At 61.8% G+C, this 18,536-nt stretch carries 18 protein-coding genes and 1 tRNA gene; 15 read left to right on the top strand and 4 right to left on the bottom strand.

From position 1 onward, the window contains the following. The first annotated feature begins 487 nt into the window (after positions 1–487). From NY78_RS07850 to NY78_RS23035, 4 genes are read left to right on the top strand one after another with little or no spacing between them, the layout of a single operon-like run. Complete coding sequence (locus NY78_RS07850; protein ID WP_043633982.1) at positions 488–1,174, top strand: cobalamin B12-binding domain-containing protein; 687 nt, start codon at positions 488–490, stop codon at positions 1,172–1,174. After that, positions 1,161–2,180 carry a uroporphyrinogen decarboxylase family protein gene (locus tag NY78_RS07845; protein ID WP_043633979.1) on the top strand — a complete coding sequence of 340 codons (1,020 nt, stop codon included), beginning with the start codon at positions 1,161–1,163 and terminating at the stop codon, positions 2,178–2,180. The genes NY78_RS07850 and NY78_RS07845 overlap by 14 nt, the downstream gene beginning before the upstream one ends. A 2-nt stretch (positions 2,181–2,182) precedes the next feature. Next, positions 2,183–2,776, top strand: coding sequence for a DUF1638 domain-containing protein (locus tag NY78_RS07840; protein ID WP_043633976.1), 594 nt, complete (start codon positions 2,183–2,185; stop codon positions 2,774–2,776). Then, positions 2,769–4,877, top strand: a complete 2,109-nt coding sequence (locus tag NY78_RS23035; protein WP_053062155.1) for a PAS domain-containing hybrid sensor histidine kinase/response regulator — start codon at positions 2,769–2,771, stop codon at positions 4,875–4,877. Before NY78_RS07840 ends, NY78_RS23035 begins: the two co-directional genes overlap by 8 nt. Before the next feature lie 92 nt (positions 4,878–4,969). Here the strand turns inward: NY78_RS23035 and NY78_RS07830 are convergent, their stop codons facing one another. Together NY78_RS07830 and NY78_RS07825 are read right to left on the bottom strand one after the other, a co-directional pair. Then, entirely contained in the window at positions 4,970–5,956 is a 987-nt protein-coding gene (locus tag NY78_RS07830; protein ID WP_043633973.1) for an NAD(P)H-quinone oxidoreductase, read from the bottom strand. Continuing rightward, on the bottom strand, positions 5,953–6,504 hold the full coding sequence (locus NY78_RS07825; RefSeq protein ID WP_043633971.1) for a hypothetical protein: 552 nt from the start codon (positions 6,502–6,504) through the stop codon (positions 5,953–5,955). Before NY78_RS07825 ends, NY78_RS07830 begins: the two co-directional genes overlap by 4 nt. Positions 6,505–6,638: 134 nt before the next feature. On the opposite strand from NY78_RS07825, the gene NY78_RS07820 reads away from it, so the two are divergent. Both NY78_RS07820 and NY78_RS23580 read left to right on the top strand, forming a co-directional pair. Beyond that, positions 6,639–7,559 (top strand): LysR family transcriptional regulator, encoded by a 921-nt coding sequence (locus NY78_RS07820; protein ID WP_043633969.1) that lies wholly within the window; start codon positions 6,639–6,641, stop codon positions 7,557–7,559. A 32-nt stretch (positions 7,560–7,591) separates the two neighbouring features. Beyond that, on the top strand, positions 7,592–7,753 hold the full coding sequence (locus NY78_RS23580) for a hypothetical protein (RefSeq protein WP_231583841.1): 162 nt from the start codon (positions 7,592–7,594) through the stop codon (positions 7,751–7,753). A gap of 117 nt (positions 7,754–7,870) precedes the next feature. Here the strand turns inward: NY78_RS23580 and NY78_RS24595 are convergent, their stop codons facing one another. Together NY78_RS24595 and NY78_RS07815 are read right to left on the bottom strand one after the other, a co-directional pair. Next, positions 7,871–8,644, bottom strand: coding sequence for a hypothetical protein (locus tag NY78_RS24595; RefSeq protein ID WP_156180886.1), 774 nt, complete (start codon positions 8,642–8,644; stop codon positions 7,871–7,873). 177 nt (positions 8,645–8,821) lie between these two features. Then, positions 8,822–8,897, bottom strand: a tRNA-Ala gene (locus NY78_RS07815). A 159-nt stretch (positions 8,898–9,056) separates the two neighbouring features. Here NY78_RS07815 and NY78_RS07810 point away from each other — a divergent pair. From NY78_RS07810 to pyrC, 9 genes are all read left to right on the top strand, one after another. Next, positions 9,057–10,055: an ABC transporter permease gene (locus NY78_RS07810; protein ID WP_043633967.1), complete on the top strand. Its 999-nt coding sequence runs from the start codon at positions 9,057–9,059 to the stop codon at positions 10,053–10,055. Continuing rightward, positions 10,048–10,890 carry an ABC transporter permease gene (locus NY78_RS07805; protein WP_043633965.1) on the top strand — a complete coding sequence of 281 codons (843 nt, stop codon included), beginning with the start codon at positions 10,048–10,050 and terminating at the stop codon, positions 10,888–10,890. Before NY78_RS07810 ends, NY78_RS07805 begins: the two co-directional genes overlap by 8 nt. An 11-nt stretch (positions 10,891–10,901) precedes the next feature. Further along, positions 10,902–12,530, top strand: a complete 1,629-nt coding sequence (locus NY78_RS07800; RefSeq protein ID WP_043633964.1) for a DNA repair protein RecN — start codon at positions 10,902–10,904, stop codon at positions 12,528–12,530. After that, complete coding sequence (locus NY78_RS07795; protein WP_043633962.1) at positions 12,527–13,237, top strand: cell division ATP-binding protein FtsE; 711 nt, start codon at positions 12,527–12,529, stop codon at positions 13,235–13,237. Before NY78_RS07800 ends, NY78_RS07795 begins: the two co-directional genes overlap by 4 nt. Beyond that, positions 13,234–14,106, top strand: a complete 873-nt coding sequence (locus NY78_RS07790) for a cell division protein FtsX (RefSeq protein ID WP_043633960.1) — start codon at positions 13,234–13,236, stop codon at positions 14,104–14,106. Before NY78_RS07795 ends, NY78_RS07790 begins: the two co-directional genes overlap by 4 nt. Further along, positions 14,103–14,909 (top strand): sirohydrochlorin cobaltochelatase, encoded by an 807-nt coding sequence (locus NY78_RS07785; protein WP_043633957.1) that lies wholly within the window; start codon positions 14,103–14,105, stop codon positions 14,907–14,909. Before NY78_RS07790 ends, NY78_RS07785 begins: the two co-directional genes overlap by 4 nt. Before the next feature lie 137 nt (positions 14,910–15,046). Next, positions 15,047–15,955 (top strand): DUF3553 domain-containing protein, encoded by a 909-nt coding sequence (locus tag NY78_RS07780; RefSeq protein ID WP_043633955.1) that lies wholly within the window; start codon positions 15,047–15,049, stop codon positions 15,953–15,955. 330 nt (positions 15,956–16,285) lie between these two features. Next, entirely contained in the window at positions 16,286–17,227 is a 942-nt protein-coding gene (locus NY78_RS07775) for an aspartate carbamoyltransferase catalytic subunit (RefSeq protein ID WP_043633952.1), read from the top strand. After that, a complete protein-coding gene (gene pyrC, locus NY78_RS07770) occupies positions 17,224–18,519 on the top strand; it encodes a dihydroorotase (protein ID WP_043633949.1) in 1,296 nt (431 codons plus the stop codon). The genes NY78_RS07775 and pyrC overlap by 4 nt, the downstream gene beginning before the upstream one ends. Positions 18,520–18,536: the final 17 nt, after the last annotated feature.

The following is an 18,536-nucleotide window of genomic DNA, read 5'->3' as shown; positions in this document are numbered from 1 at the left end:
TTTATTACAGCTTTCCCCCGGACGGACCCATTCCTGGGCGAGCGTCAAGAGGTCGAGGGTGGGCGAAGGATCGCTTGAATAGAGCATCAACCGTCCGAAAACGCGTCTTTTTTAAGCATCTGATAGGACTAACGACTCGTCATGAGCGCTCCTGAATGCCCTGCCAACAGAAAACATAACGTATTTAAAATATTATATTTTTTATATTAAATCCGGGAAGCCACGGAGTCTTTGTTGGCTCCAGCCAACAGTCCCCAGTAGGTCTGTGGCGCATCAGCCAACATACCGCCAACGGAAAGCCAACACGTCTGTGGCGCGCCTGTCAAAGGACATGTTGGCGAGACCGGTCCAAACAGTCAAAACCGGTTTGTCGCTGCCAATCACCCTCGTGACGCCGTCGTGAGGACTCCGGTGTTGGTTTCTCGTGCCGGAAGGGTTATCTGTACCGACAAGCCCGGTCGGCCGGCAACATCTCGCGAGGTGCGCCATGTCTCAGGACACCCAGGCTCTTCGAGCACAATTATTTGACCACATCATTGAGGCCCAGCGGGACCAGGCTGTGGAGCTACTGACCATCCAAGGCATCGCCAGAGGCTTCAGCCATGCCGTGCGTGAAATATTGGAACCCGTGCTTTTGGAGATAGGCGAGCGCTGGGCCAAGGATCGGTTGTCCCTGGCACAAGGATATGTGGCCGGTAAAGTGGCTGAGGATATTTTGGTCAAGATGGCGCAGTCATCGCCACCTCCGGAAAAATCTCCAAAGGGTCCAGTCGTTATCGGCAACATCGAGGATGATTATCATGCCTTGGGCAGAAAGATGGTGGCGGTTTTCCTCGCCGCGGCCGGCTGGAAGGTCGTGGACCTGGGCAATGATGTGCTCCCGGCGCAGTTTGTGGACAAGGCGGAGGAGGTAAGCGCCCGCGTCATCGGCGTTTCGGCCATGATGCTGACGACGGCGGAAAATATTCGCTTCGTGCGCCAGGAACTCGACAGGCGGGGCTTAACAGGACGAGTGCAGCTCGCCGTTGGCGGCGCGGTCATCAACCTCAGGCCCGAGCTGGCGTCAGCCCTGGGGGGCGACGGCACGTGCCAAAACGCCATCCAAGCCCCGGGCCTTTTCGATACGCTGTGGGCAAGATCGCTGGCGTTCGAGGGGTGTCATGAACTCCCTTGAGCGTGTTTTTTCGACGGTGAAGGGGGACCCCGTAGACCGCCGCGCCTTCTCCCTGGTCCTCAGTTTGTATGGAGCGAAGCTCACGAATTGCCCCTTATCGGAATATTACGCATCGCCAGAAAAATACCTGGCCGGGCAGCGCGCCGTGGTGGAACTCGCGGACCCGGATATTCTTTTTACGCCTTTTGCCCTCCCCCTTGAGGCCAGGGCGTTCGGCTGCACCCTGAAACAGTTCGACACCGCGCCGCCAAACGTCATCCGCCCCGCCTGCAAGGGGCTGTCTGATCTGGCAGCCCTGCATGCTCCGAGCGTGACCGATGACCCCGGCCTGCGCTACCTCGTCGAAGCAACACGGCTCCTGGCGCACGAGTTCGGGGGCGACAAACCGATAGCCGCCTTACTGACCGCGCCCATGGATCTGCCCGCCCTGCTCGTCTCCATTGGCGAATGGATCGAAGCCCTCCTTTTCGACGCCGACAAAAGGGACGAATTGTTCCGTCTGGCCAGCGACCACTTCGTCGCGCTGGCCACGTCCTTTTTTGAGGCAGGGGCCAGCTTCGTGGTCATCCCGGTCATGTTCGCCAATCCGCAACTCCTCACTCCGAAGCTGGTGGGCGAATACGTGATTCCAGCCCTTGCCAGGGCCTTTTCGCGCGTCCCCGGCCCCATTGTGTTCCACCACGGCGGCAATCCCTTGGTTTCGCACCTGGGGCTGGTCCGGGACCTGCCAAACGTGGTGGGATTCGCCCTGGACCACCGCGACAGCTTTGCCCAAGCCCGGGCCGCCGTCGGGGAAGGCCCGGTGCTTCTCGGCAACCTGAGCGGCCCCCATCTTCCAGGCCTCTCGCCAGCGGAAGCCTACGTGCGGACGCGGAAGATCATGTCGGCCTTGGCCTGCGACCCGCGTTCCATTTTTTGCACCAGCAGCGCCGACATCCCATGGAGCACGCCGCCTGAGACGATCAAAGCCGTTGTCGCGGCCGTTCTGGACGCAGGCCAGGAGTGACCATGAGCGGGTCTGCCCAGAAGACGCTGCTCGTCAGCTGTAGCATTTTTCGCCAGGAAATCCTGCAGCTTGGCCGGATCGTAACGGACCGGTGCAGCCTGAAATTCCTGGACTCCATGCTGCACATGCATCCCCACAGGCTCGATACAATGCTTCACCGCGTAACCCGGACCGCAGCGCGCCCCCTCTTGCTGGTTTACGGAGACTGCTGTCCGCACATGGGTGATTTGGCGAAGCTGCCCCAAGTCAGGAAGGTGCCCGGACTCAACTGCTGCGACATCATTCTCGGCCATGACGCCTACCGCCGGCTGCGGCGTGAAAGCGCATTCTTCTTCATGCCGGAGTGGACAGGGCGGTGGGAGGAGGTCTTCCGGCGGGAGCTTGGCCTGGAAAGTCAGGATCTGGCCCGGGAATTCATGCATGAGATGCACAAACGCCTTGTCTATCTCGATACAGGCCTCACCGAGACGCCCTACGAGACTTTGGCGGACATAGAGGCCTTTTTCGACATGCCTGTTACGGTCATGCATCCCGGACTTGACCAGCTCAAGGCTGCCATTCTCAACGGCTTGGAAAGGTTGGACCATTATGCCTGACAACATTTCCGACCAGAGCGCCTTCGCGTTGCTTTTTACGGACTTGGTGACAAACATCATGGCTCTCGCCGATTCACCTGGCCGTTGCTGTGAATACATTGCCAGCCAAATTCGGGAGATTCTCGCGATTCGCACCGTGGTCATCGTGGAATACTCCCATTTTATCGGGAAGCCTGAACACAAGGTACGTACCATTTGCCCAGAGCGTCGCCAGGATATTGCCCTCAAAACGGAGATACAAGACCTTATCAAGCTCAGCCAGACAATAGAAACCGTCGTCTACCTTACTCTAGAAGAATTGCCCGACAAAAGTGGCCTTGGCATTGCAAAAGGTCTCGGCGTGGGCGACGCTGTTGTGGTTCCTCTGCGGCACGGCGGAACGCACATCGGAGTCATATTTCTGCTCGGGGTTATGGATAATAACGGGATAGGCTCGATTATCAGCACATTGGATCGCTTGTCGCCTATTTTAGCATTGATTTTACGCAACGCCTACTTATACAAAAATCTAGAGCAAGAAGTTGCCCGCCGCACCGAGGCGCTAAGGGCCAATGAGGAACGTTATCGCGCCCTTTTCTCTTCCATAAGCGATCCGGTTCTCGTGGCCGACCGAAAGACCGGCATCCTCGTAGAGTGCAACGAAGCGGCTGAAAGGTTCTTTGGCCGCAACCGTGGCCAACTTCTTGGTCTGCCGCAATGGACTTTGCATCCAATGACGACGCCCACGAGAGAAGGCTTCACCGAAAACTTCAAACAAGCCGTGGCCTCACAAAACAAACAATCAGACGTAGAACTATTAACTGCGGCCGGCGAAGTCAGAATGGCAGAAGTATTTAGTAATAGCTTCGATTTCCAGGGTCAGGAGTTGATCCTCGGCGTTTTTCGGGATGTCACGGAGCGCAAGCAAACCGAGGAAGCGCTACGGACGGCTCGGGACCATGCGGAAAGAGCTTCTCGCGCCAAATCGGAATTCCTTGCCAATATGAGCCACGAAATACGTACGCCGCTCAATGGCATCATAGGCATGCTCCAACTCATGCAAACCACTTCCCTGGATGACACGCAGCAGGAATACCTCGCTGGCGCGGTCAAATCGTCTAAACGTCTCACACACTTGTTGTCCGATATACTGGATCTTTCCAGGATTGAGGCAGGACAACTGACTCTATTGGAAGAAGAGTTTGACATTTCGAGCCAACTAGAAGCTACCAGCGATCTTTTCGCTTTGGAGGTGAAAGAGAAAGGCCTAACACTGGATTTTCGCATCGACGCCGGCATGCCGCTCCGACTTATCGGAGACAAGTCCCGGCTGCAGCAAATACTCTTTAATCTGGTTGGCAACGCGATCAAGTTTACCGACACCGGCAAGGTGGGCGTTCACGTCATGCCACTGGGTTCTCACACACGACGATTCCGTGCGCTTTTTGTCGTGCAGGATACCGGAATTGGCATCACAGAGGATCTGCAACGAATCATCTTCGAACCATTTACCCAGGCGGAAGGATCCTACACCCGGCGATTTCAAGGGGCCGGACTTGGCCTCTCGATCGTTCGCAAACTGGTCCGCATGATGGACGGCGAACTTGCCCTCGAGAGCACCATCGGCGTAGGAACGACGATCTATTGTTCGCTCCCCTTCAAACTCCCGGACCTGCCGCGCGACCAGGCAACGCCAGCAAAGCCGGTTTTCGCAATGCGACAAGCCCACTCCCTGCGCATACTTTTTGCCGAAGACGAGGTCGTAAGCCTGATGGCCGGCAAACGCATGCTTGAAAAAGCAGGCCATGCGGTGACAACAGCTATGGATGGCCAGGAAGTGCTTGCCCGCGTGGCGGAACAGGACTTCGACCTGATCCTTATGGACGTGCAAATGCCTGTCGTAGATGGTGTGGCAGCCACCAGGGCCATTCGCGAGGGAAGGGCCGGGCCTGAGAAAACAGGCACTCCCATCATTGCCATGACCGCCTATGCGATGGCCGGCGATAAGGAAAAATTCCTATTGGCCGGAATGAACGGCTATGTTTCCAAGCCTGTGGACATGACCGAATTGCATACCACCATTGATCAGGTGATGTTGGAAAAGGGGCTGACCACAGATTGATGGCAATTCGATAGCTGCCTCTTGTGGCAAGATTTTCTCAGGGGACGCACCCAAACCCAATAGTCCATGAGGGGGAGAGTTCCCTGTGGGAGTTAAGCCGGTACGGTCAGTACAATCTTCCCGAAACCGCCGCCGGCCTCCATGAATCGGTGGGCCCCGGCTGCGTCGGCAAGCGGGAATGTTCTTCCCACCACCGGATGCAGCCTGCCATCGACAAACATCGGGAGTGCGCCCATGGCGAAGCGATGAATCATCGCTCGTTTCTCCTCGGCGTTGCGGGACTTCATGACCGTTCCAATCAGATGGAGGTGGTTGTGGAGAACGAGCCCAAGCGGGATGGTCGCGTCGTCCTCGCCGCTCATAAGGCCAACCTGAATGAGACGACCACCGGGCGTCAGGCTGGCGAGGTTCCGGGCCAGGTAATCTCCGCCGACGAAGTCGATGACCACATCGACGCCCTTCCCATGTGTTGCGTCGAGGACGCCTGTCTTGAAGTCTTCGCTGCGATAGTCGAACACTTGATCGGCTCCGAGAGCTCCCACGTCCGAACGGCGCGATCCCGAGGCGGTGGCGAAGACCCTGCTCCCGAGGGCATGGGCAATTTCAACTGCGGCGGAGCCGACACCCCCGGCCGCCGCATGGACAAGAACCGTGCTTCCCTGCGTTACGGCTCCGAGGTGCGCCACCGCCTCCCAGGCGGTGACGAAGGATTCCATCACCGCACCCGCTGCGACATCGTCAAGGCGCTCCGGAACATGGACCGCCATTCCATGGTCCACCCGAGCGAATTCGGCATAGGCGCCACCCCCGACGATGGCCATCACCCTCTCTCCCGGGCAAAAACCTGTGACCTCTTTTCCCACGGCGACGATCTCGCCAGCGAGTTCCAGGCCAAGCAGGTCGCTCTCGCCGTAGCTTTGCGTACCGTAGTAGCCTTCGCGCTGGAGCAAGTCGGCGCGATTCACGCCGGCGGCCTTCACTTTTACCAAAAGATCGCCAGGGCGCATCTCGGGCTTCGGGACTTCGGCAAGACGGAGGACCTCCGCCTTGCCGAACCGGTCGAACACAATCGCTTTCATTGGACGCCTCCCTTGCCGGCCAAGGCCTTGCGCCCTATGCTCGCTGCATACAGAGGAGTTTCGCGACGGTTGTGGTCGCCGCCTGCCGCTTGGCGAGCCTCGGCCGCCTGATCGAAGGTCTGGCCATGTTCGGCCAGGAAGCTCATGAAGGCGTCGGTCGGGTGGGATGTGACGCGGTTGGTGTAGCGGGTGCGCCCGCCATCGATGCCTTCGGCGATCAGTTCCCAGACCACGTTGACCTGGGTTCGTCCGGCGGCAGTGAAGACGTCAGAGATGGAGTTCATGCGGCAGTAGGCGGGTGTCGCTTCATCGGCGACATAATGCTGGACAACGAGGCCCGTGCCGATCATTTCGACATTGATGGACATGCGGCGGCCGTCGTCGGTGGTTGTCACGCCCGCTGCAATATGATCCGGTGAACAGCAGCGCTGGTACTCAGCCTCGGGCAAGTTGAACAGCCAGTCGGCGATGTCGATCTTTTCGATCGGGACGTCAATTTCCGCGGTGAACGCGGACTGGGACAAGATGAGATCGTCGAGTATCTTCATGGTGAATCCTCCTTTTCATTGGCGCTCGGGCTGCCTTTCGAACATGCCCGAACCGTGATGATGAGGATATAAGTTTTGCCACGACCGGAGAGAAGGCGCAGTCTCCTGCAAACAGCTTTGCCGGGAACGCAAAGATGAAGGCACCTCATTTCGCCGACTATCTGGCTGTGTTCGTCGACGTGGTCAGGGCTGGGAGCTTTTCCGCCGCGGCGAGGGATCGGGCGGTGACGCCCTCAGCCATTGTCCGGCAAATCAACACGCTCGAACAGGAACTCGGCGTTCCTCTCCTCATCCGGTCCACTCGCTCCCTCACCATGACGGATGCAGGGCAAAGTTTATTCGAACGGGCGAAGCGGCTTCTCGACGACCTCGCCGACGCCCATGCCGAGGTCTCCGCTTTCCATGGTTTGGTCGCCGGTACGCTGCGCGTCGCCTGCTTCCCGACGTTCGGCAAGCGCTATGTCCTGCCGGTTCTCGCGAAACTGCAGGCGGAGTATCCATCGCTTAAGGTTGAACTCGACCTGAATGAGAAGCTGGGCGACCCGGTGCTTGAAAGGCTCGACGTGGTTATCCGCATGGGGGAGTTGCCAGACAGTACGTTGATCGCCGCCAAGCTGGCCCCTCTGAACCGGGTGCTGGCGGCAAGTCCAGCCTATCTCGGGCGAAAAGGCGTGCCGAGCGACGTCGCGGAACTTGCAGGTCACCGGCTGCTGGACAAGTTGCACCGCGCTGATCTTTTGGGCTGGAGTGACGTGCTCGGTCGTCCGGCGGCTGAGGTTTCAAACGATCCGGTAGCCTTTCGATCCGATGACTTCGAGGCGCTGCGCGGGGCTGCCATTGCCGGCATGGGCGTGACATTCCTGCCCACCTGGGTCGTTGGCCCCGATATCAAGGCCGGCGTGCTTACCCGGATTCCGCTTGCCGGCGAGCCATGGAACGCACGCCCATCGGGCATCTATCTACTCCGTTCGGTGCCCCTGCCGAGCGCCAAGGTCCGCGCCTTCGTCGAGGCGCTCCGTGCCTTCATCAATGCTCCGCCGATTTGGGAGCCGTAGTTGGAGAGAGCGAGAGGGGAGAATTTTCTCCAGTGGCGCTGTTCAGTTCAGGGCAAAAGGAAAAGGCTCTGTTGGCGGCAAGTCTTTGTCAGGAAGCCCATCTCTATGTCTGGGACGAGCCTCTCAACTATATCGACCTGCCTTCCCGTCTACAGATCGAGAACCTGATCCTGAAAAGCTGTCCCAGCAGCTAGTGTTGGCGCTGGTGTTTTTTTCAAAAGAAAAAGGGGTCACCGATTTCTCGGTAACCCCTTGGCATGCTTCGTGGTGGAGCTGGAGGGAATCGAACCCACGACCTTTTGAATGCTCCGCTAAAATGTTCCATTTATTTGCCAGGTTGTGGCGACATGGTTCTCAAATTTACCGCCGGCATCCAAACCACCACCTTGTATAATTGAGCTTAAAGAAGCATTAATTCCATAGTCCTCATTATACTGGAGAGAAAGTGAAAAGTTTTTCATTCCGAAATTAATCCTTCCTTTCGCAATATTTTGCCACGTCGACTCGTAAGAAAACCAAACCATATTTTGTGGCAGCAATGGAGTCTCTCTTCCTTCAAACTCTGCAGAGTAAAGAATAGAGGATTGACTCTTCCCATGTCCCCCTGCTTCACCTCCAGCTGATTTTCCTTGCAAACCAACTGACAGTTTTCCAGAAAACTCCCTTCCCCAACCTGCTATATGTTCAACTTCTATTTTCTTTGCACCCAAACACATCAACAGATCTACCGCTTCTGCAAATTTATGCTCAAATATTAAACGATGAAAATCAGCTATTGGGATATATTTTTTTGCCACAGCAGGATGTCCTGCATAAACTAAATTATTCCTTGGATGCCCAGGTGGCAAGATAAAATCGACATATCGGCTCCTTGGAAGGGTTAAAATATTTGCGCCCCTCCCCCGCAGTTCTTTGATTGCATCTACAAGAATTTTTGCGACAAATGCCGAATCAGTCATCTTAAGTGTATACTGCCAAGCATCCTTCCACGTGAAAGTATCCTTATTCGGGAACTTATTATCATCAACAAAAACTACAAGCTGCCTTTCAGCGTACGGATGATTAAAAAAAGTTTCGTCGCCCATGGAAAGTACTCCATTCGGTCTCATTCAGCTGCAGTTGACGATAGTAATTTAACAATTGTGAACAGGCTACTGGTTAACCCTTGAACACATCCGCCACACCCTAGTGTTGGCGCTTGTGGCGGCCCCGTAAAAGAAAAAGGGGTCACCGATTTCTCGGTAACCCCTTGGCATTCTTCTTGGTGGAGCTGGAGGGAATCGAACCCACGACCTCTTGAATGCCATTCAAGCGCTCTCCCAACTGAGCTACAGCCCCGCAGCGAGGTCCGTTTCTACGCTTGGCCCGGGAAAAGTCAATCGGAAATTTCGGCCCGGGCACTTTTTTTTGCCGCCCTTTCCTTCCAGCCCCGTTTCCCGTACATATCAACCCTGTGATCGCGCGCCCTGCGCCACCCTGCAAGGAGTGCCCAAAAACGTGCTCGCCCTGGCCAAACGTCTGCTGCTCAAAACCCTCTGGGTCGCCATTGTCTTCTTCGGCATCACCTGCGTGAGCTTTGCCGTCATTCATCTCGCGCCCGGCTCGCCAACCGACATGCAGACCACGCTCAACCCCCAGGCCACGGCCGAAACCCGCGCCCGTCTCGAAACCCTCTACGGCCTCAACCGGCCGCTGCATGTCCAATACGTCGACTGGCTTGGCAAACTCGTGCGCTTTGATTTCGGCAATTCCCTCTCCGGCGACCACCGCCCGGTCTGGGACAAGATCAAGGAACGCCTGCCGCTGACCTTTTCCATGAACATCGTCTCGCTGTTGCTCACCCTGGCCATCGCCATCCCCATCGGCGTGGCCTCGGCCAAACGCCAGGGCGGGCTTTTCGACCGCGCCGCCACCATCTTCGTCTTTATTGGCTTTGCCATGCCCGGCTTCTGGCTGGCCTTGCTCCTCATGCTGCTTTTCGGCGTCTCGCTTGGCTGGCTGCCCATCTCGGGCCTGACCTCCATGGATTTCGCCCGGCTCGACGGGCTCGGCAAGGCCGTGGATCTGGCCCGGCACCTGACCCTGCCCATTTTCATCTACACCTTCGGGTCGCTGGCCGGCATGTCCCGGTTCATGCGCTCGGCCATGCTCGAAGTGCTGCGCCAGGACTATATCTTAACGGCCCGCTCCAAGGGGCTGTCCGAGTTCGCGGTCATTTACAAACACGCGCTGCGAAACGCCCTGCTCCCGGTCATCACCATCCTGGGCCTGTCCGTGCCGGGGTTGATCGGCGGTTCGGTCATCATCGAGTCCATTTTCGCCCTGCCGGGCCTGGGCCAGCTTTTCTACCAGTCGGTCATGTCCCGCGATTATCCGCTGATTATGGGCAATCTGGTCCTTGGCGCGGTGCTCACCCTGGCCGGCAACCTGCTGGCCGACGCCGGCTATGCCCTGGCCGATCCGCGCATCCGGCTCGGAGGGCGAAACGATGCTTAATCCGGCCCGGTTTCTGCGCCGGTTCCTGCCGGGGGGCGGCCTGCTTGCCGCCGGGCTGTTCATCGTCGGTTCGGTGTCTGTGGCCGCGCTGCTGGCCCCCTATTTCGCGCCCTTTGATCCGTTGGCCCTGGACGTCAACGCCATCCTGACCCCGCCTGGCGGGGCGCACCTGCTTGGCACCGACGCCCTGGGCCGCGACGTGTTTTCCCGGCTCCTCTACGGCGGCCGGGTGTCGTTGTGGGTGGGCTTTGTGGCGGTGGGCATTTCCGTGGCCATCGGCCTGTTTCTGGGCCTTTGCGCCGGCTATTTCGGCGGGTTGGTCGACGAGGGCATCATGCGCGGCGTGGACGTCATGCTGTGCTTCCCCTCGTTTTTCCTGATCCTGGCCGTCATTGCCTTTCTCACCCCGTCGCTGACCAACATCATGGCCGTCATTGGCCTGACCTCCTGGATGGGCGTGGCCCGACTGGTGCGGGCCGAGACGCTGGCTCTTCGTTCGCGCGATTTCGTCCTGGCCGCCCGGGTCTCGGGCATGGGCGCGCCCGGGATTCTCTTGTACCACATCCTGCCCAATGCGGCCGCGCCGGTGCTGGTTTCGGCCACCCTTGGCGTGGCCGGGGCCATCCTGACCGAATCCTCGCTGAGCTTTCTCGGCCTTGGCGTCCAGCCGCCGACCCCAAGCTGGGGCAACATGCTCATGGAAGGCAAGGAAGTGCTGGAAGTGGCCCCGTGGCTGTCGATTTTCCCCGGGCTGGCCATTTTGTGCACTGTGCTCGGCTACAATCTCATCGGCGAAAGCCTGCGCGACATCCTGGACCCCAGGCTGCGGCAATAGGCGAGACGACCATGATCGAAATACTGCGCATCAAGAATCTGGCCCTCATTGACGACCTGGAGCTGGAATTCGGCCCGGGCCTCAATGTGCTCTCCGGCGAGACCGGCGCGGGCAAAAGTTTCATTATTTCGGCGGTCAATTTCCTGACCGGCGAAAAGATGCACACCGATCTGGTGCGCGTTGGCTGCGACAAGGCCGTGGTCGAGGCGCTGTTTGTGCTGGACGGCGAAGAGCTGATCCTTCGCCGGGAGCTGGCCGCCGATACCGGGCGCAGCCGCGTGTACGTGGGCGACGCGCTCGCCTCCCGCGACACCCTGGCGGCGCTTCGGCCAAAGCTCCTCCTGCATGTCTCCCAGCACGGCCAGGGACGCCTGTTGCAGCCCGCTTTCCAGGCCGCCCTGCTGGACGATTTTCTGCCCGACCCGGCCCTGCTGGCCGAAAAAAACCGCCTGGCCCGGGGACTGGCCGACATTGCCGCCGCCATCCGCGACCTCGACGCCAAGGCCGCCGCCCTGGAAGAAAAACGCCAGTTCCTGGAATTCCAGCACGCCGAGATCGCCAAGGTGAACCCCATGCCCGGCGAAGAGGACGACCTCATTTCCCGCCGGGCCGCCTTGAATGAGTCGCGCAAGGCAGCCGAGGCCCTGGACCGGTCGCTGGAGTGCATCGAACGCCAGCCACGGCTGCTCGACACCCTGGCCGATCTCCACCGGGAACTGCTCCATGCCGGCGCGATTTATCCCGATTTCCTGGCCGATGCCGAGGCCGTGGCCGGCTTTCGCCACCAGCTTAAGGATGTCAGCCTGCGCCTTCGCCGCAAGCCGTCCCGGGCCGACGACGATGACGCCGAGGCCATTGAAAAGCGCCTGTTCGAGTTGGCCACCCTGCGCCGCAAACTGAAACGGACCCTGGCCGAGATTGTGGACCTGGGCCGCGACATCAAGGAAAACCTCGATTTTCTCGACGACTGTGGCCTCAAACGCAAGGCCCTGGCCCGGGATGAAGCCGCCGGCGTCGCCGCCCTGGCCGCAGTGCTGGCCAAACTCGGAGCCGCCCGGCGAACCGCTGCCGGCACGCTGGCCGCCGCCCTGGAAGACATCCTGCGCGGCCTGGGGTTTTCCGAGGACGTGCGGGTCATTTTCGACTTTGCCGAGACGACCGCCTACACGCCCATCGCCTGCGATTTGCCGGCGCTCACCGAGGAAAAAGCCCGCATCCTGTGGCGGCCCAATCCCGGCCAGCCGCCCCAGCCCCTGGACAAGATCGCCTCGGGCGGCGAACTCTCCCGGTTTCTGTTGGCCCTCATGTCGCTTTCGGCCGAGCCCGGCGGCCCGACCCTGATTTTCGATGAGATCGACGCCGGCATCGGCGGCCTGACCCTGGCCAGCGTGGGCAGCTACGTCAAAAAACTGTCCGGCACGTCCCAGATCCTCCTGATCAGCCACTGGCCCCAGCTGGCCAGTCTGGCCGACCGCCACTTCCAGGTGCAAAAGACCGTGGAAGACGGCCAGACCAACACCCGCTGCCTGCGCCTGACCGGCGACGATATTGCCGCCGAGCTTTCCCGCATGGCCGGCGGCGGCGAAGCCGGAGCGGAAATGGCCCGGCGGCTGTTGGGGAACGGAGAGTCGCGCCCATGATCGAGGTCCGGGGCCTGTCCCACCGCTTCGGCGCCCGCCCGGTGCTCGCCGATCTGTCCTTTTCCCTGGAAAAAGGCGGCTTCGCCTTTTTGACCGGCCCATCCGGCTCCGGCAAGACCACCTTGCTGCGCATCCTCCACGGCAGCCTGCCCTTGCAGGCCGGGCAGGCCGTGGTGGCCGGCCATGATCTGGCGACCCTTCGCCCGTCCCGGCTCTACCAGTTGCGCCGCGACGTGTCGGTCGTCTTTCAGGACTTCAAGATCCTGCCCGACCGGACCGTGGTGGACAACGTGGCCCTGCCGCTGATCGTTCGCGGCACGCCCAAGGCGCGCATCGAGCACCGGGTGCGCCAGGCCCTGACCGCCCTGCGCCTGACGGAGCTGGCCAACCGTCCCTGCGCCGAGCTGGCCGGCGGCGAACAGCAGCGCGTCGCCATTGCCCGGGCCGTGGTGGCCGGGCCGCGGCTCATGCTGGCCGATGAGCCGACCGGCAACCTGGATTGGGAACTGTCGCTTCGCCTGCTCGATATTTTGCGGCAATTTAGCGCCCATGGCACGGCCATCCTCATGGCCACCCACAACCATGCCCTGGTGGCCGCTGCGCCGGACGCCCTGGTGGTCACTCTCGGCGGCGGGGAACAGGCCCCGGGCGGATTCGACGCGGGCCAGGCCGTCAGCCCGGACGCTGTCCCGGAGGCCGGCCGATGAGCCTGGGTCTGCTCGTCTCCGGCCTGGCCGAGATCCTGCGTCGGCCCCTGGCCTCGGCCGCCACCATCGGCGGCGTGGCTGCCACGGTCTTTGTCTGCGGCGTGATCGCGCTGGCCGTGGTGGGCCTCGACGGAGCCTTTGCCCGGGGCCAGGGGGTCATCCGGTTCCAGGTCTACTGGCAAAAAGGGGCCGACGCGGCCCTGGTCGCCCGGCAGATGGACTGGATGCGCGCCCTGCCCGGCGTCATCGAGGCCAAGAGCTTTACGCCCGAGGCCGCCCTGGCCGTCATGCGCGGCAGCCTCGGCAGCACGGCCGAACCGGCCCTGCCCGGGGCGGACAATCCCCTGCCCTACACCATGCTCCTGGGGTTTGCCCTGCCGGCCGAGGACGAAACCTTTGCCCGGGAAAGCTACCTGCGGCTGGCCGGCGTCGATGGCGTGGCCGAGGTGCGTTACAATCCGGCCGCCGTGGATGCGGCCCGTTCGCTCGGGCTGCTCGGCTCCCGGGCCGTTTTGCCGCTTGGGGCGGTGCTGGCCCTGCTCGTCGGGCTGGTGGTCGGCAACACCGTGCGCCTAAGCCTGCTGCGCCGGCGCGAGGAACTCGATATCATGCGGCTGGTCGGGGCCACGGAATGGACCATCCGCCTGCCGCTGGTCTCTGGCGCGGCCGCAACCGGCCTTATCGGTTCGGGGCTGGCCGTGGCCGCCCTGGCCGGCATCTGGTCGTCCCTGGCCAGGGAACTTGGAGCCGCGCCGCTTTGGATCGACCTGTCCGCGCCGCCGCTCTGGCTCTGGCTGGCGCTCATCGCCGGCCCGACCGCCATCGCCGCCCTGGCCGGACTGGCCGCCTCCCTGGACTCGCGCCCATGAAGGCCTCGCGCGGCATCATCCTGGCCGCCCACGGCTCCCGCCATCCCGGAGCCATGGAAGCCCTGGCCGATTTTCGACAGGCCGTGGCCGCGCGCTATCCTGACGCGGCCGTGGCCATCGCCCGCACCGTCGGGCGCAAGCACGGCAATGCCGCCGCCTACGGCGGGGCGAAACAGGCGGCGGATGTCCTTGGGGCCATGCTGGCGGCCGGCGTCACCCGGGTGGCGGTGCAGTCGCTGCATGTGGTGCCGGGCGAGGAATATCACGAGCTGCTGGCCGGGCTTGGCCGCTGGCTCGAAGCCGGCGGCGGCAAAGCCGCCCTGTCGGTCGGCGCGCCGCTGCTGGCCGATCTGGGCGATGTGGACCGGGTGGCCGGGGCGGTGATGGCCTGCCTGCCGCCCGGGCGCGATCCGGATGAAGCCGTCATTTTGATGGGCCACGGCGCGCCGCCGCCCGGGGCCGGCTTCTACGAAACGCTTCGGGAGCGGCTCACCCGTCTGGACGCGCGCGTATATTTCGGTACGATGCCCCGAGAACGCGGCGCGCCCTGCCTGGACATCGGCCATATCCGCGACGCCCTGGCCGGCCGGGGCATTGCCAAGGCCTGGCTCATGCCGTTTTTCACCGTGGCCGGAGCCCACGCCTGTTCTGATCTGGCCGGAAACCGGCCCGATTCCTGGCTTGGCCGCCTGGAAGCCGCTGGCATCGCCTGCCGGGCCAGCCAGGCCGGCCTGCTCGAACAGGCCCCGTTTGCCGCCGTCTGGACCGACCATTTGGACCGGGCCATGGCCCGTTTGCCCTAATGATACGCCGCATCGAAGTCCGACCGTCCGATTTCGATGCCCTTATGGACCTCCAAACACACCGAGGTCCGAAAAAATGCGACCCTCCTCTCAGCGCAATGGGACGATAGAGGCTTGGACATCGAGGAGGATAAATCTTGACTGCGACGATCATCAAAGACGGTGACTATGTCACCCATGCAAAGCTCCCCGGCTGGGGTCTTGGGAAAGTGATCGAACTGCTGGAAAGCGGCGCTGTCCGCGTTTTTTTCGAGTTCGAAGGCGACAAGAAAATGCAACGCGACTTCCTGGTTCCGGCCGAGGCTCCGGTGGGCCATCCGGTGTTGACCAAGATGGATCTCAACCGGGCCATTGACGGAACCGTCTCCTTCCCGAATCTCGAGGCCGGATTCCTGAAAATGTTCCCCGGCGGATTTAACGACGAGCGCTACGTCTCCCACGAGCGGGCCGGCAAAATCGAAGCCTCCAAACAGCTCCACGACACCCTGGGCTGCGCGACCCTGGAAACGTTGCTGCGGGCCGGCGACTACGACGCCGTCTGCACCCTGGCCAAGAAACTGCTCACCAAAACCAGCCTCATCTTCCCCAACGAGAAGACGGCCCTGGCCGACGGGCTGAAAAAAGGGGACGAGCAGAAAGAACAGTTCGCCAAGGCGCTCGATATCCTGCTCTACGGCGAGGGCGAGCTTGGCCCGCGCTTTACGGCCTTTGTCGAGACCCTTGAGAAGCTCGATGCCTGCCGCTGGACCACGGCCACCTATTATCTGTTCCTCCTCGATCCGGCCCAGCATATCTTCATCAAGCCGACCATCTTCCAGCGGGCGGCCCAGGCCTGCGGCTTCGACATCGGCTATCAGGCGCGGCCGAGCTGGGCCGGCTACCAGCGCATGCTCGGGTTTACCGCCTATCTGGCCAAGCAGCTAGGCGAACGGGCCTTGCTGGCCCCGGCCGACCTGATCGACGTCCAGGGCTTCATCTGGTGTTCCCTGGCCTATGAAAAGGCCGCCGCGCGCGCAGCCAAGGCTATCCCCAAACCCCGGCGCTAGGGCGGCCTCCCTTTAAAGATACGCTCGTATTTTTAAAAAACCGCACTATTCCGGAGTGTTGCCCACCTTTCCGCAAAAATGGAAGCAGCGGCGACGCCGGGCCGCAACATCCGGGGACGGCCCTTTGCAGGGGACAAGGACGGCACGATCCGAGGCCTTCACGTTCGTGCCCTCCCCCTGTGCCGGGAGAATGCCGCACCAGGGCCGGCGGCGGCCGGCCGGCCGCAAAGAACCGGACGGCCCTGCATTGACGCCGCCCGGGGCTTATGAAAATATCGTTCGGCTTACGCGCCTGGGTGCGCGGCAAAAATTCTCTTCCGAGGATGCTTCATGAACTGGCCCCACAAGGATCTTCTCGACGTGTCACAGCTTTCCCGGGAAGACGTGGACGTGGTCATGCGCACCGCCGCCTCCTTCCGGGAAATCAACTCCCGGCCCGTCAAGAAGGTGCCGACCCTCAAGGGCAAAAGCGTTGTCCTTTTTTTCGCCGAACCAAGCACCCGCACCAAAACGTCCTTTGACATCGCCGGCAAGCGCCTGTCCGCCGATACCTTCGGTCTGGCCAAGTCCGGCAGCTCCCTGCAAAAGGGCGAGACGCTCAAGGATACGGTGCTGACCCTTCAGGCCATGAACCCCGACGCCATCGTCATGCGCCACTCGGCCTCCGGCGCAGCCGATTTCGTGGCCCGGCGGGTGTCGTGCGCGGTCATCAACGCCGGCGACGGCTGGCACGCCCACCCCACCCAGGCCCTGCTCGATCTTTTCACCCTGCGCGAAGTCTGGGGCGACGAACTGGTCGGCAAGACCGTCGTGATCCTTGGCGACATCGCCCATTCCCGGGTGGCCCGGTCCAATATCCGCCTGTTAACCATGCTCGGCGTCACCGTGCGCCTGTGCGCCCCGCGCACCCTCTTGCCCAAAGACACCCAGGCCCTGGGGGCCAAGGTCTATTACGAGCTGGAACCGGCCCTGGCCGGGGCCGATGCCGTCATGTGCCTGCGCCTGCAACTGGAACGCCAGGAAGCGGGGCTGCTCCCGGAACTGCGCGAATACGCCCGCCGCTTCTGCCTGACCAAGGACCGGCTGGCCCTGGCCGCGCCCGAGGTCAAGGTCATGCACCCCGGACCCATCAACCGGGGCGTGGAAATCGCCTCGGATCTGGCCGATGCCGGCAATTCGCTCATTCTCGATCAGGTGGCCTCGGGCGTGGCCGTGCGCATGGCCCTTTTATATCTCCACATCACCCGCAAGGAAAAAGGGGAAACCGCATGACGCTCCCGGATCTCGTCGTCGCCAACGTCGAAGTCCCCGGCCGTGACGGCTTCTGGACCCTTTGCTGCGCCCAAGGCCGCGTGCTGGAGCTTGTCCCCCACGACCCGGCCGCCGTGTTTCCCGAGGCCCGGGTCATCCCCGGCCGGGGCCTGCTCCTCATGCCGGCCATGACCGACGCCCACACCCATCTGCGCGAACCCGGCCAGGAGTGGAAGGAAGATATTGCCTCGGGCCTGTCCGCCGCTGCCGGGGGCGGGTTTTCCAATATCATGTGCATGGCCAACACCACGCCGGTCAACGACAACGCCTCGGTGACCAAGCTCATGCTGCGCCGGGCCGCCGACAGCTGGCCAAACGGCCCGCGTCTCTTCCCGGTGGGGGCGCTGACCCTTGGCCTGGCCGGCAAACAGCTCGCCCCCATGGAAGAACTCTTGGCCGCCGGCTGCGTGGCCTTTTCCAACGACGGCGAACCCGTGGCCGACACGGAACTGTTTCGCCACGCCCTGGAATACGCCGCTGATCTGGCCCCGGTCATCGACCACTGCGAAGACCCGTATATGGCCAAAGGCTCCGGCGCCAACGAAGGCGTCATGAGCGCCCGGCTCGGGCTTCGCGGCCAGCCCGACGTGGCCGAGGCCCTGCAAGTGGCCCGCGACATCCTGCTCGCCGAATACTTGCATGCCCCGGTGCATCTGGCCCACGTCAGCTGCCGCCGGGCCGTGGAGCTCATTGCCGACGCCAAGCGCCGGGGCGCGCCGGTCACGGCCGAAACCTGCCCGCATTACCTGCTCATGACCGACGCCGCCCTTTTCGGCTACGACACCATGGCCAAGGTCAACCCGCCGCTGCGCACCGACGACGACCGTCTGGCGCTCATGCAGGCCCTGCGCGAAGGGGTCATCGACATCCTGGCCACGGACCACGCCCCCCACGCCGCCCACGAAAAGGAAACGCCCTTCGAGGACGCCAAAAACGGCATCACCGGCCTCGATACCGCCCTGGCCAGCCTGTGGGAACTGGTGCGCCTGGGCAAACTGACCGCCGAGGACATCGCCCTGCGCTTCGCCTGGCGGCCGGCCGAGATTTTCAAGCTGCCCCATTGCCGCTTCGCCACCGGCGATCCGGCCGATTTCTGTCTCTTCGACCCGGAAGAATCCTGGGTCGTCACCACCGAAAGCCTGCGCTCCAAGGGCAAGAACACGCCGCTTCTCGGCCAGTCCCTGACCGGCCGGGTGATGCTCACCGTTGTCGGCGGCCACGTCGTCCACGAACTGGCCCGGCCCGGAGCCTGATTTCCACTCCAACCCCC

The organism is Desulfovibrio sp. TomC (assembly GCF_000801335.2).
In the GTDB taxonomy this organism is placed as follows: domain Bacteria; phylum Desulfobacterota; class Desulfovibrionia; order Desulfovibrionales; family Desulfovibrionaceae; genus Solidesulfovibrio.
This window is presented reverse-complemented; position numbering and strand designations above follow the sequence as displayed.